The organism is Nocardia sp. NPDC051052 (assembly GCF_044456045.1).
In the GTDB taxonomy this organism is placed as follows: Bacteria; Actinomycetota; Actinomycetes; order Mycobacteriales; family Mycobacteriaceae; genus Nocardia.
In genome coordinates this window covers 738,827-753,209 of record NZ_JBITFL010000003.1, presented here as the reverse complement: position 1 = coordinate 753,209, position 14,383 = coordinate 738,827, and the positions used below count along the sequence as shown (strand labels likewise).

Sequence of the window (14,383 nt, the reverse complement as noted above, 5' to 3'; positions counted from 1 at the left end):
GGCCATCAGATGAAAATTTGGTGTTCCGGCACGACAATCACCGGGGGAACGCGATAGGGTCACCGCACCATCACAGATTGCGTACGGGCGGATTTCGGCCACCTGGTTGCCTCGGCCTTGCTAAGGCCACGGGTGTCGAATATCGTCCAGCGAGCGCAAGTGTGACCAGATCGTTGTTTCGCAGTCGCCTGCGCCGGAATGTCGGGGTCCGGTGCGTGGCGGTGTGCGTCTCGTTGGCAGCACTGGTGCGGTGCGCCCCTCGCGGGTCGCCTACGGCACCACAACAGGCAGAAAAGCAGAAAGAGAGCAGGATTCATGCGTTTCGGCAGGGCGGCCGCGCCGATGAGAACGAAATCGGGACGGCGAGGCGCACCTCGTGGTTGGCGTAATCGAATTCTGGCTGTCGGTGCCGCTGCATTGGCGCTACCGATCGCTGCGGGTGTGGCGGCCCCGATCGCCACCGCGGCACCGGTGCACGCACCGGTATTGCGGACTCCCGCAGGTGGATTCGAAGATCTGATGGTCCCGTCCAGCATGGGCCCGATCAAGGTTCAGGTGCAGTGGGCAGCCCGCGGCGGCAACGCGGCGCTCTACCTGCTCGATGGACTGCGGGCGCGCGACGACCGCAACGCCTGGGGCTTCGAGACGAACGCCTTGCAGCAGTTCGCGAACGACAACATCACCCTGGTCATGCCGGTCGGTGGTCAGTCCAGCTTCTACACGGACTGGTACACCACGAGCAACACGAACGGCCAGAAGACCACCTACAAGTGGGAAACCTTCCTGACGAAGGAACTGCCGGCCTTCCTCGAGGGCTACGGCGTCTCCCGCACCAACAACGCGGTCGCCGGCCTCTCCATGGGTGGCAGCGCCGCACTGGCGCTGGCCGCCTACCACCGCGACCAGTTCAAGTACGCCGCGTCCTACTCGGGCTACCTGAACATCTCCGCGCCGGGCATGCGTGAGGCGATCCGCGTCGCGATGCTGGACGCGGGCCGCTACAACGTCGACTCGATGGCGGCACCGTGGAGCCCCGCGTGGCTGCGGATGGACCCGTTCGTGTTCGCGCCGCAGCTCAAGGGCCTGCCGATGTACATCTCGGCGGCCAGCGGCCTGCCGGGCCAGTACGACTCGCCGAACTCGGCGGTCGGTGTGTTCAACACCGGCAACGCGATGGCGCTCGAGGCACTCTCGCTCGTCAACACCCGAGCGTTCCAGGCTCGCCTGGCCTCGCTCAACATCCCGGCCTCGTTCGATTTCCCGGCCCAGGGCACGCACTCCTGGAAGTACTGGGAGGGCGAGCTCTTCAAGTCCCGCAACGGCATCCTGGACGCCACCGGCTCCCGGTAACCCGCTGATCGACCGCTCAGGCCGTACCCACTCGGGTACGGCCTGAGTTACGTTTCGGGACAGCTGGTTTCAACCGATGCCGGGTGAGGTATCTATGTACTCACAAATCATTTGTCCCGGTAAGACCGCTTCGGCGCCGCGGCTTCCAGCACGGAGGCGGTGGCGCCGGATGCGTTGTGCGAGCCCGCAAAACGAACATGAGGGTTTTCTTATCGTGCGTGTCCTCCACCGAACACGGCGCGCACGGGAGTAGAAAGCTCTTGTGGCAGGGATTCGGCGCGGCAGATGGGGGAGACGCGAGCGTCGTGGCGCTCGTCCGGCTCGCGGGCGGTTAGTGCTGCTCGCCACCGCCATGGTGATCCCGTTGGCCGCGGGCATCGCACCCGCCTACGCCCAGCCCGCGCTGGCCCCGGCTCCCGGCCCCGCCGCGGAGGCGGTCGCTCCGGCGACCGTGCAGAAGGTGGTCTGGCTGACCGACCGCCGGGTCGCGCTGTGGATCAACTCGCCGTCGATGGCCACACCGATCCAGGTGCAGCTACTGCTCGCCAAGGACTGGAACACCCGCCCCGACGCCCGCTTCCCGGTGCTGTACCTGCTCGACGGCCTGCGCGCCGAGGACGACGAGAGCGGCTGGACCAAGGACGCGGGCGCCGTCGACTTCTTCGCCGACAAGAACGTCACCGTGGTGCTGCCCGTCGGCGGCCAGGCCAGCTTCTACTCCGACTGGGTCCAGCCGAACAACGGCAAAACCTACAAGTGGGAGACCTTCCTGACCAAGGAGCTGCCGCCGCTGCTCGAGGGCGACTGGCGGGCGACGGATGTCCGTGGCATGGAAGGCCTTTCGATGGGTGGCACGGCGGCCATGTTCCTCGCCGCGCGCAATCCCGGCTTCGCCAAGTACGCCGCGTCCTACTCGGGCTTCCTCACCACCACCACGATCGGCATGCCGCAGGCCATCCAGTTCGCCATGCGCGACGCGGGCGGCTACGACGTCGGCGCCATGTGGGGCCCGCCGACCAGTCCGGAATGGGCCGCGCACGACCCGTACACGCAGGCGGACAAGCTGAAGGGCGTGTCCCTCTACGTCTCCAGCGGTAGTGGCGCCACCGGGCCGTTCGATCAGGCGTCCGGCATCCCCGGCGTCAGCACCAACTACGCGGGCATGGGACTGGAGATCCTGTCGCGGCTCACCTCGCAGAACTTCGTCACCAAGCTCGGCAGGCTGGCCATCCCCGCGCAGGTGAATTACCGCCCGTCCGGCACGCATTCGTGGCCGTACTGGGACTTCGAGATGCGGCAGTCCTGGGCCCAGGCCGCCACCGCGCTCGGTGTCGATCCCGGCAAGACCGGCTGCACCGTGGGTGGCCAGATCGCCACCGTGGCCGCGGCGAACAATTGGCTCGGCGACTGCCTGTCCGCCGAGTACCCGGTGGCGGGTGGCGTGGCGCAGGACTTCCGGTCCGGCCGGGTCTACTTCACACCGGCGGGCGGCGCGCATCCGGTCGGCGGCATGATCGGCGGCGGGTACCAGGCCGCGCAGGGCGCCGCCGGACCACTCGGACTGCCGACCAGCGACGAACGCGGGCTGCCGGACGGCAAGGGCCGCACGCAGACCTTCCAGAACGGCGCGCTGTACTGGACCCCGCAGACCGGTGCCCAGGTGGTGCGCGGCGCGATCCTCGACGAATGGGGCAAGCAGGGTTACGAGGGCGGCCCGGCAGGCTACCCGGTCGCACCCGAGGTGAAGACCCCGAACCGCGACGGCGCCGTGCAGTCCTTCGAGAACGGCCCGTTCTACTACAGCGCCAAAACCGGCGTGCACCGCGTCCAGGGCATGATCCTCGGCAAGTACGCCCAAATGGGTTACGAGAACAGCTGGCTCGGCTTCCCCCTCTCCGAGGAGCAGCCACTCAAAGACCTCGGCCGCTACAGCCATTTCGAGGGCGGCAACATCTACTGGAGCCCCCTGTCCGGCACCTGGGCCGTGAAGAACGGCCCCATCATGGACGCCTGGCAGGTACTCGGCTACGAGAACGGCAAACTCGGCTACCCGATCAGCGACGAGTTCCCCGTCCCCGGCGGCGTCCAGCAGAACTTCCAAACCGGCTTCATCGTCATCAAAGACGGAAAACCAGAAGTACACGGCCTGTAATAGTTTGGCCGCCCCAACCCCTGGCTAACACCATGTGGCCGTCCCACCACCGGGGCAGACACCGACCAAGACGTACCCGCCCAACCCAGCCCCCAACGGAGCGAGTCTTACGAGCGACCGTTCGTGGCCCGTCTCACGTCCGAGCTGTCGAAGCGCATGCGCCGCAGGCGCGAGTCTCGACAGCTCGGACGTGAGACACCGGGGGCCACGAACACGCCGCGGCCACGCGGCAAATAAATCCAGCTATGTTGGGGGGCGACCTCCCCCGTTTGCGAACAGATCGAGGACAGAATTCATGCAGAGGACCCGTGGCAAGGTATTCGGCGTTGTGGTGGCGATCGCCGCGACCGGCCTGCTCGCCGCCTGTGGCGGCAATGACTCGACCGCGTCGAGCACGCCGACGCTGACCCGTACCACGGCGGCGACGCAGCCGCCCGCCGCGTCCAGCACCAGTGTCGATCCCGGTCAGCAGGCTCCTGCGCCCGCTCCGGCGCCTGCGCCCGAGCAGCCGCCGGCCGAGACGGTGGCGCCGGAGCGTCCGCAGCCGATCGAGTCCGCGCCGCCCGCGGATACCTCGAAGCTCACCGATAAGGACAAGAAGTACCTCGACGCGCTCAAGCAGCAGGGTATTACCCCGTCTACCCCTGATATCGCGTTGAGCGTGGCGAATTATGTGTGCCAGGGCACCGCGTCCGGTGCTTCCGATCAGGATCTGATGACCTTCGTGACCGCGATGGCCGGTTCCGATCCGTCCTTCGATCCGGCGAAGATGCCGGTGGAGAAGGCCGGGCAGGTTTACATCAGCGCCGCTAAGCAGACGTACTGCAAGTGAACCCCCGCCGCGGTTCGATGTCCCGCCGGTCCAGGCCGGCGGGTTGTCTCCTGCTGATCGGAATTCCGATTCTGATCATCATCGTGGTGTTGCTGCTCTGGTATCTGCTCGCCGGTTTGCTGCGGCAGCCGAAGCCGGGGCCCAAGCCGCCGAAGGAGCCGACTTCGCAGTCGGCGGATTGCCCGGACGTGCAGATGATCGCGGTGCCGGGCACCTGGGAGTCCAACAGTAACGATGACCCGCACAACCCGACGGCGAATCCGAACTCGTTGATGCTCAACGTCTCCAACCCGGTCGGTCAGCAGTTTCCGAAGGAACGGCTGGACGTGTACACCGTCCCGTACGTGGCGCAGTTCTCCAATCCGATCGCGCTGCCGCCGGACGGTCAGGCGTCGTACAACGACAGCCGGTCCGAGGGCACCCAGCGGATGGTCGACGCGATGGCCGCGCGCTACCGCGACTGTCCGCTGACCAGCTACGTGATCGCCGGGTTCTCGCAGGGCGCGGTGATCGCGGGCGACGTGGCCTCCGACATCGGCCAGGGTAAGGGGCCGGTGCCCGCGAACAAGGTGCTCGGCGTGACGCTGATTTCGGACGGCAGGCGCACCGGCGACACCGGTCCTGGCGAAGCGGTTCAGGTCGGCGCGGTGCCCGCGGGCGTCGGCGCGGAGGTCGCGTTGAAGGGTCTCAACGTTCCCGGCATCACGATGACCGGTCCGCGGCCCGGCGGCTTCGGCGAACTGGCCCCGCGCACCTTCACCATCTGCGCGCAGGGCGACCTGATATGCGACGCGCCGCGACAGGCGTTGAGCCCGTTCAACATCATGGGCAGCGTCGGCGCGCTGGTGCGTGCGGCGGGCAATCCGGTGCACGCGCTGTACAACGGTTTCGTGGTCGAGGACAACGGAGCGACCTCCACCCAGTGGACCGTCAACTGGGCGAACGGGGTCATCGAAGCGGCACCGCATCCGGCGCATTCGTGAGTGAGCCGCGTGTGTTCGCACGGCGGAGCCGAGCGTCGGCGCGGTGGAGTCGTGAGAACTCACAGTCAATGTTCCGCTCGGCACGCAGTACACCTAGAACTGCTCCGGCAAGCGCGACTCCCGTTGGGCAGGACGCTGTAAAGTGCCGCTGGTGATCGCGACGCAGGCAACACCGACTTCGTGTTCGGGGTGGGATCGTCCTGCACCGTCGCGCCCGAACTTCCTTACAGCCAGGAGCATGAGTTCATGACAGAAGCCGCCGCACCAGCCGGTGAGTTGACCGCGCTCGGTACGCCGCTGCGCAGCTTCCGCTTCGGGGCAGCGGGCGAGGGAAACAAGCAAGAGGGTGGCGCCCGCAAGTTCGTTCAGACGGCGCAGCAGGCCGAGGAGTACGGCTTCGACACCTTCTTCGTGCCGGATCACCTCGGTGATCAGATCGGCCCGATCGCCGCGCTCGGCGCGCTCACGCAGGCCACCGAGAAGATCCGCCTCGGAACCTCGGTGCTGGCCAACGGTTTCCGGCACCCCGTGGTGCTGGCCAAGGACCTGGCCACCATCGACGTGCTGTCCAAGGGCCGGCTCGAGGTGGGTGTCGGCGCGGGCTGGAAGCAGGACGAGTTCCTCGCGGCCGGCCTGCCCTACGAGTCGCCCGGTGTTCGGCTCGAGAAGCTGGACGAGACGCTGACCATCCTCGACGTGCTGCTGCGCGGCCAGGAGTGCACCTTCGAGGGCAAGTACTACCAGGTCCACGGGATCAAGGGCACGCCACGGCCGCGGCAGGGCCCGCGCCCGCCGATCTGCACCGGCGGCGGTGGTCCGAAGATGCTGCGGCTGGCCGCCAAGCACGCCGACATCATCTCGATCGTGCCGGTGACCACGAAGAACGGTAAAGGCCTCTTGTCGGGTATCACGCTCGAGAAGACGATCGAGAAGGTGAACCTGATCCGCGAGGCGGCGGGTGACCGGTTCGCCGATATCGAGCTCAACTGGGCCATCACCGCCATCGTCATCACCGACGATCGCGAGAAGACCGCTGAGATGGCACTTTCCGCGATCGAGCGCGGTCTGCACCCGGATCTCGAAGTGGACGTGAAGCTTTCGGTCGAGGACATCCTGCAGTCGCCCTACGTGGCGATCGGCAGTTTCGAGGAAATCGCCGAGCAGATCCGTCGTGTGCGCCAACTCACCTCGATGTCGTATGTCGGGGTGTTTCCCACCCAGATGGACGCGTTCGCCCCCGTTATTCCCCTGCTGCGAGACGAGTGAGCCGGGCTTCTCTGTAACATGACTCTGGTTTGAGTACATCTAGCCGATAGCGGTCACCGCGCAGACCGCCCAATAACTGCAGGCTGACTCGGGCACTTGGAGCCACCCGCGGGCGAAAGCGAGTCGGGGCCTCACAGGTAACAACGGCGTTGTCGCCGTATTGCTGCGTGTGCCTCGGAGGAGAAGAAGGAATGGAAGAGACTTTCGACGACTACCTGGACGAGACCGGGAACATCCGAATTCCCGAGGATCACACCCTGGTCGACCACGTCGAGAAGCACACCCGGAACGACGCGAACACCCTGGCGTACCGCTACATCGATTACTCGCGTGAGCGCGACGGCGAGGCGCAGGAACTGACGTGGCGTGAGTTCGGCATTCGGCTGCGCGCGGTGGCCGCTCGACTGCAGCAGGTGACCAACCCGGGCGACCGGGTCGCGATCCTCGCGCCGCAGGGCCTGGATTATGTGATCTCCTTCTTCGCCGCGATCTACGCGGGCACCATCTCGGTGCCGCTGTTCGATCCGGACGAGCCGGGTCACACCGACCGCCTGCATGCCGTGCTCGGCGACTGCGAGCCCTCGGCCGTACTCACGGCCAGTTCGTCGGCGGCCGGGGTGCGGCAGTTGTTCCGCTCGATGCCCTTCGCGCAGCGTCCGCGCATCATCGCGGTGGACGCGATCCCGGATACGGTCGGCGAAAGCTGGATGCGTCCGGACGTCGCGGTCGACGACATCGCCTACCTGCAGTACACCTCGGGCTCGACCCGTACCCCGGCAGGCGTGGAGATCACGCACCGGGCGGTCGGCACCAACCTGTTGCAGATGGTCGACGCGATCAACCTGGACTGGAACTCGCGCGGGGTCACCTGGCTGCCGATGTTCCACGACATGGGTCTGCTGACGGTGATCCTGCCCGCGGTCGGCGGCAAGTACATCACCATCATGTCGCCGAGCGCGTTCGTCCGCCGCCCGTACCGCTGGATCAAGGAACTCGCCGCGCAGGCCGACGGCGCCGGAACCTTCGCCGCCGCACCGAATTTCGCGTTCGAGCACGCCGCGGCGCGTGGCCTGCCCAAGAACGGCGAGTCGCTGGACCTATCGAACGTGATCGGCCTGATCAACGGCAGCGAGCCGGTCACCACCTCCTCGATGAAGAAGTTCAACGAGGCGTTCGCGCCTTACGGCCTGCCCAAGACGGCGATCAAGCCGTGCTACGGCATGGCCGAGGCGACGCTGTTCGTGTCGGCGACCAAGGCCGAGGACGAAGCCAAGGTCACCTACGTGGACCGCATCGAGCTCAACGCGGGCCGCATGGTCAAGGTCGAGCCGGGCACCGAGAACGCCATCGCGCAGGTCTCCTGCGGTTACGTCGCGCTGTCGCAGTGGGCCGTGATCGTCGACCCGGAGACCGTCGAGGTCGACGGTGGGGCCGAGCAGCCCGACGGCCGGGTCGGCGAGATCTGGCTGCACGGCAACAACATGGGCATCGGGTACTGGGGCCGGCCGGACGAAACGTCGGCGACCTTCCAGAACAAGGTGCCGCACCGGTTGGCCGAGGGCAGCCACGCCGAAGGCACCGAGCGCGACGCCAACTGGATGCGCACCGGCGACTACGGCGTGTACCTGGACGGCGAGCTGTACATCACCGGGCGGGTGAAGGACCTGGTGATCGTCGACGGCCGCAACCACTACCCGCAGGATCTCGAGTTCTCCGCACAGGAATCCTCGAAGGCGCTGCGGCCCGGATTCATCGCCGCGTTCTCGGTGCCCGCGAATCAGCTACCCGCGCTCGTCTTCGACCAGGGCAGCCATTCGGGCCTGAAGTTCGATGCCGACGACGCCTCCGAGCAGCTCGTGATCGTGGCCGAGCGTGGCCCGGGCGCGGGCAAGGCCGATCCGCTGCCCATCGCCGACGAGGTGCGCGCCGCGGTGGCGTCGCGCCACGGTGTCACCGTTCGAGACGTACTGCTGGTCCCCGCGGGTTCCATCCCGCGTACCTCCAGCGGCAAGATCGCCCGGCGGGCCTGCAAGGCCGCCTACCTCGAGGGAACGCTACGGGGTGGTTACACCCAGCAGGCGTTCCCCGATGCACCGGAAGAGTAATTGCCCAGGGGTGGCCTCGGACAGCCGACATGTCGTCCAATGTCCCAAGCGCGGCACGCCCGGTTCGCAGACAGGTAGCTTGAGGAATTGATGGCTGACAACGAGGGCACGTCCACCACGACGACCGAATCCCTGCCCGCCGGCGCGGAGGCCGACCAGGCTTCCGGTCAGGTGGCCGCCGCCTCCACCGCCGGCGGCGCACAGACCGACATGACGGTCGCCGAGCTGCGGGACTGGCTGCGCAACTGGGTCGCCGACGCGATCGGGCAGCCGGTCGAGCAGATCACCGTCGACCGGCCGATGGAGGAGTTCGGGCTCGCCTCGCGCGACGCCATCGCGCTCGTCGGTGACATCGAGGATCTGACCGGCGTGGTGCTCACCGCGACCGCCTACTTCCAGCATCCGACGATCGCCTCGCTGGCCGAGATGGTCATCAACGGTGAGCCGGAGACCGCCGAAGAGGCGTCCGGCGATGCCTTCTACACCGACGGCTTCACCCCGGGCGAAGCGCACGACATCGCCATCATCGGCCTGTCCACCCGGCTGCCCGGCGCGGGCGACACCCCCGAGTCCACCTGGGACTTCCTGATCGGTCGCGGCGACGCCATCCGGGAACTGCCGGAGGGTAGGTGGGCGGAGTTCACCAGCAACCCCGCGGCCGCCAAGGCCATCGCCGACGGCAACACCCTCGGCGGCTATCTCGACCAGGACGTGGTCAAGGGCTTCGACGCGGAGTTCTTCGCGATGTCGCCCATCGAGGTCGAGCGGGTCGATCCGCAGCAGCGCCTGATGATGGAGCTGACCTGGGAAGCGTTGGAGCACGCCCGGATTCCGGCGAGCGAGCTCAAGGGCCAGCCGGTCGGCATGTTCATCGGCTCGTCCACCAGCGACTTCATGCTGATCGCCGCGCTCGGACTCGGCGCCGATCAGGGGCCGAACGTGCCTGCGTCGGCGCAGGCGTACGGCATCAGCGGCAGCTCGAACGGCATCATCGCCAACCGCGTCTCCTACTTCTACGACTTCCGTGGCCCCTCGGTCACCGTCGACACCGCCTGCTCGTCGACCCTGGTCGCGGTGCATCAGGCGGTGCGCGCGCTGCGTGAGGGCGACGCCGATGTGGCGCTGGCCGGTGGCGTGAACATGATCTTGGCGCCGATGGCCACCCTCGGCTTCGACATGGGCGGCGGCGTCGCCAAGAACGGCCGGGTCAAGGCCTTCTCGTCGGACGCCGACGGCATGGTCCGCTCGGAGGGCGCGGGGCTGTTCGTGCTCAAGCGCCTCGCCGACGCCGAACGTGACGGCGACCGAATCATGGCCGTGATCAAGGGTTCCGCGGTCAACAGCGACGGCCGCTCCAACGGCCTGTACGCGCCGAACCCCGACGCCCAGGCCGATGTGCTGCGCCGGGCGTACCGGGACGCGGGCATCGTGCCGTCCACCGTCGACTACATCGAGGCACACGGCACCGGCACCCCGCTCGGCGATCCGATCGAGGCCGACGCACTGGCCAAGGTGGTCGGCCGCGGTCGCGACGAGGACAAGCCCGCGCTGCTCGGTTCGGCCAAGACCAACTTCGGCCACCTGGAGTCCGGCGCGGGTGCGGCAAGCCTGGCCAAGGTGGTGATGGGCCTGCAGCACAACGTCATTCCGCCGAACATCAACTACGCGGGCCCCAACCCGTACATCCCGTGGGATCAGTCGCACCTGAAGGTGGTCGTCGAGCCGACGGAATTCCCGCGCTACAGCGGCACCGCCACCATCGGCATCTCCGGCTTCGGCTTCGGCGGCACCAACGCGCATGTCGTTGTGCAGGAATACGTTCCGGCCTCGGCCGAGGTCGCGGCCGTCGAGCCGGCCGCACCCGAGGCGGTCGACGCCGCCGCGCTCGATGCCGAACTCGACGACGAGACGACCGACGTGATCGCGGAAGCGGACGCGGTTGTCGAGGAAGACGCCGAAATCGTCGCGCCTGCCGCGGAAGTCACCGCTTCGGTCACGGAAACCGTTGCCCCCGTTGCCGAATGGACCGCCGAGCGCACCGAGCCGCTGCCGGTGATCCTGCCGGTCTCCGGCTACCTGCCCTCACGCCGCCGCCGGGCCGCGGCGGAGCTGGCCGACTGGCTGGAATCCGATGCGGGCCGCGACGTTTCGCTCGAGGACGTGGCGCGGTCGCTGGCCAAGCGCAGCCACTGGCGTTCGCGCGGCGTGGTGCTCGCCAGCACCCACGAGGAGGCCGTCTCCGGCCTGCGCGCTATCGCGGCGAGCAAGCCGGGCGCCGGGGTGTTCACCGCCGACGCGCCCGCGGTCATGGGTCCGGTCTGGGTGCTCTCCGGTTTCGGTGCGCAGCATCGCAAGATGGCCAAGCGGCTCTACCTGGAGAACACGATCTTCGCCAAGGCCGTCGACGAGGTCGACGCGCTGGTAGAGGACGAGGCCGGGTACTCGATCCGCGAGCTGTTCCTCGACGACAGCCAGGACTACAACGTCGGCACCTCGCAGGTCGGCATCTTCACCATCCAGATCGGCCTTGCCGCGGTGCTGCGCGCACACGGCGCGGAGCCTGACGCGGTGGTCGGCCATTCGATGGGTGAGGTCGCCGAGGCCTATATCGCCGGTGGCCTCCCGCTCGCGGACGCGGTGCGGGTGATCTGCGCGCGCTCGCGGCTGATGTACGAGGGCGAGCAGATGATCACCGACGACGACGTGCGCAATATGGCACTCGTCGAATACAGCGCCGAGGACATCGAAGAGCTGCTCACCGAGTACCCCGACGTCGAGGTCGGCGTGTACGCGGCGCCGACCAACACGGTGATCGGCGGCCCGAAGGATCAGGTCGAGGCGATCGTCGCGCGGGTCGAGGCGGCGGGCAAGTTCGCCCGCATCCTGCAGACCCGCGGCGCGGGCCACACCTCGCAGATGGACCCGCTGCTCGGCGAGCTGGCCGCGGAACTGGCAGGCATCGAGCCGACCAAGCTGAAGACCGGCCTCTACTCGACGGTGCACAAGGGCGAGTTCTACCGCCCCGGCAACGATCCGGTGCACACCGAGGACTACTGGGTCAAGAACCTGCGCCACAGCGTGTACTTCACCAACGCGGTGAAGCTCGCGGTGGACGCCGGGCACACCACCTTCCTCGAGCTCGCGCCGAATTCCGTTGCGCTGATGCAGGTGCTCGGCACCACCTTCGCGGCGGGCCTGCACGACGCGCAGCTCATCCCGACGCTGAAGCGCAAGGAAGACGAGGCCGCCGGCGTGATCGGCGCGCTGGCCCAGCTGTACGTGCACGGGCACAAGGTCGACCTCACGTCGCTGCTGACGCCGGGCGACTACGCCGACATTCCGCGAACCAAGTTCGTGCGCAAGGAGTTCTGGCCGAAGGTCTCGCTGGCCGCGACCGGGAACACCGGGGCGCCCGGCGCGCACGTGGCGCTGCCCGACGGCAGGCACGCGTGGGAGGTGCAGGCCGAATCGGCAGGCGATCTCGCCGCGCTGGTGAATGCCGCTGCGGCACAGGTACTCAGCGACGTGACGCTCGGCGCCTCGATCGCACACGCCGCCGTGCCCGCCGCGGGCACGCTGACCACCACGCTGACCCCCCATCCGGGCGGTGCGTCGGTGCAGGTGCACGCCAAGGAGGGCGCGACCTTCCGGCTGCTGTTCGACGCGGTGGTCACCTCCGCTGCGCCGCTGCCCGAATCTCCGGAGCGGAGCCTGCGGAGCGACCATCCAACGCCGTCGGCCGAGTCCTCTTCTACCGGCACGGCGGTCGCCCCGGCCGGTAGCACCGACCTCGAGGTGGTGGAGACCTTCGGTGACCGGTGGGACCCCACCGGCAACCAGTCGCTCGACGACCGGCTCGCGCTGATCGTCGCCGAGTCGATGGGCTACGCGGTCGAGGACCTCCCGATGGAGATCCCGCTGATGGAGCTCGGCCTCGACTCGCTGATGGCGATGCGCATCAAGAACCGCGTCGAATACGAATTCGACATCCCGCAGCTGCAGATCCAGGCCGTGCGCGACGCCAACCTCAACGAGGTCGGCAAGGTGCTGCGCTACGCCGTCGAACACCGCGAAGAGATGCGTGCGGTGGCCGAGCGGCAGGCGGCGGGCGAGGAGATCGTGGTCGACGGCGGGTTCGTCGCCGCGGCGCGCGCCGCCGTCGAAGCCGGCGCGGACCCGGCTGCCGTGGTAGCGAAAGCGGCTGCCGCCGAAGGTGTTTCGCTGGACGTGGCGAGCACGTCCGTGGCCGCCGAAGCCGCGGAGATCGTCTCGGAGGCCGAGACCGCCGCGGGCATCGCCGGTGCCGCGCCCGGCACGGCGACACCCGCTCCGGTCTCGCAGGAGCAGGCCGACGCGGCAGATGCGAAGGAAGCGGCGACCACCCAGTCCCTCGACAACGTGGACACCACCGCGGTGGGTGCCGCCGAGGCGGTCACCACGCAAGCGGCTACGACAAAGCCGGTGTTCGGCGCGCCGTCCGCGGCCGACGAGGACGACGACGTGCCGCCTCGCGACGCCGCTGAGCGCCTGACCTTCGCCACCTGGGCGATCGTCACCGGCAAGTCGGCGGGTGGCATCTTCAACACCCTGCCGATCCTCGAGGAAGAGGTCGCCGAGAAGCTGGCGGACCGACTCACCGAGCGGGTCAAGGCCGAGGTCACCGTCGACGACGTGCTCGACTGCGAGACCATCGAGCAGCTCGCCGATGTGGTGCGCAACCTGCAGGACAGCGGCGCCGACGTGGACGGCTTCATCCGGCCGCTGCGGCCGCGCGAAGCGGGCTCGAATGCGGTGCCCGTCTTCGTGTTCCACCCGTCGGGCGGCAACACGCTGGTCTACGAGCCGCTGCTGAAGCGACTGCCGGCGGGCACGCCCATGTACGGCTTCGAGCGCGTCGAAGGCGACATCCTGGAGCGCTCGCAGCAGTACGTGACCGAGCTGCGCAAGATGCAGGGTGACGGCCCGTACGTCCTGTACGGCTGGTCACTCGGCGCCGTGTTCGCACTGCAGGTCGCGCAGCTGCTGCGCGCCGAAGGTGCCGACGTGCGCATCGTCGGCCTGATCGACCTGGCCATCCCGGTCGAGAACGAAGACAACAGCCCGGAAGAACGGGTGCGCCGGATCGAGCGCTACCAGGTGTTCGCGAAGAAGACCTATGGCGTCGAGGGCGAACTCCCGCCGGAGCAGCTGCAGGAGCTGGCCGCGGCTTCCGATGAAGAGCAGTTCAAGATGATCAGCGATCTGGTCAAGATCAGCGGTACCAAGATTCCCGGTGGCGTGCTCGAGCATCAGCGCACCTCGTGGATCGAGGGACGGCACCTGGCCAAGACCACGCCGACCCGGTACGACGGTGATGTTGTGCTGTATCTCGCCGATCGCTACCAGGACGGCATGATCGAATTGGAGCCCCGTTACGCCGATCGGCGCCCGAATGGTGGTTGGGACGAATACATTCCAAACCTCGAGGTCATCCACATCCCGGGCGACCACCTGCAGATCGTCGATGAACCGCGGATCGGAAAGATCGGAGCCGACCTCACCGCGAAGCTTGCGGTGATTGCCCCTTAGGGGTGCACCTGACGAAAGGGGCTACGTGAGCAAGCGAAGCGCGCGAACCAACTACGCAGCGCCGGTGGGCACGGCGGAGCCGAGCGCTAGCGAGGTGGAGCTGTGAGTGAGCGCAGCGAGCGAACCA

7 protein-coding genes are annotated in these 14,383 nt (G+C 67.8%); all 7 read left to right on the top strand.

All coding sequences use genetic code 11. The features are described 5' to 3' along the window. Positions 1-315: 315 nt before the first annotated feature. The 7 genes from ACIBCN_RS13770 (at position 316) to pks13 (ending at position 14,256) form a co-directional block, all read left to right on the top strand. Complete coding sequence (locus tag ACIBCN_RS13770; RefSeq protein WP_396991824.1) at positions 316-1,350, top strand: alpha/beta hydrolase; 1,035 nt, start codon at positions 316-318, stop codon at positions 1,348-1,350. A 352-nt stretch (positions 1,351-1,702) separates the two neighbouring features. Then, entirely contained in the window at positions 1,703-3,502 is a 1,800-nt protein-coding gene (locus ACIBCN_RS13765) for an alpha/beta hydrolase-fold protein (protein ID WP_396991907.1), read from the top strand. A gap of 295 nt (positions 3,503-3,797) precedes the next feature. Then, a complete protein-coding gene (locus ACIBCN_RS13760; protein WP_396991823.1) occupies positions 3,798-4,334 on the top strand; it encodes a DUF732 domain-containing protein in 537 nt (178 codons plus the stop codon). Positions 4,335-4,351: 17 nt separating this feature from the next. Next, positions 4,352-5,317, top strand: a complete 966-nt coding sequence (locus ACIBCN_RS13755; protein WP_396991822.1) for a cutinase family protein — start codon at positions 4,352-4,354, stop codon at positions 5,315-5,317. Between the two features lie 246 nt (positions 5,318-5,563). Beyond that, complete coding sequence (locus ACIBCN_RS13750) at positions 5,564-6,583, top strand: LLM class F420-dependent oxidoreductase (protein WP_396991821.1); 1,020 nt, start codon at positions 5,564-5,566, stop codon at positions 6,581-6,583. A 191-nt stretch (positions 6,584-6,774) separates the two neighbouring features. Then, positions 6,775-8,688, top strand: a complete 1,914-nt coding sequence (gene fadD32 / locus ACIBCN_RS13745) for a long-chain-fatty-acid--AMP ligase FadD32 (protein WP_396991820.1) — start codon at positions 6,775-6,777, stop codon at positions 8,686-8,688. A gap of 90 nt (positions 8,689-8,778) precedes the next feature. Further along, complete coding sequence (gene pks13, locus ACIBCN_RS13740; RefSeq protein WP_396991819.1) at positions 8,779-14,256, top strand: polyketide synthase Pks13; 5,478 nt, start codon at positions 8,779-8,781, stop codon at positions 14,254-14,256. The last annotated feature ends 127 nt before the right edge of the window (positions 14,257-14,383 follow it).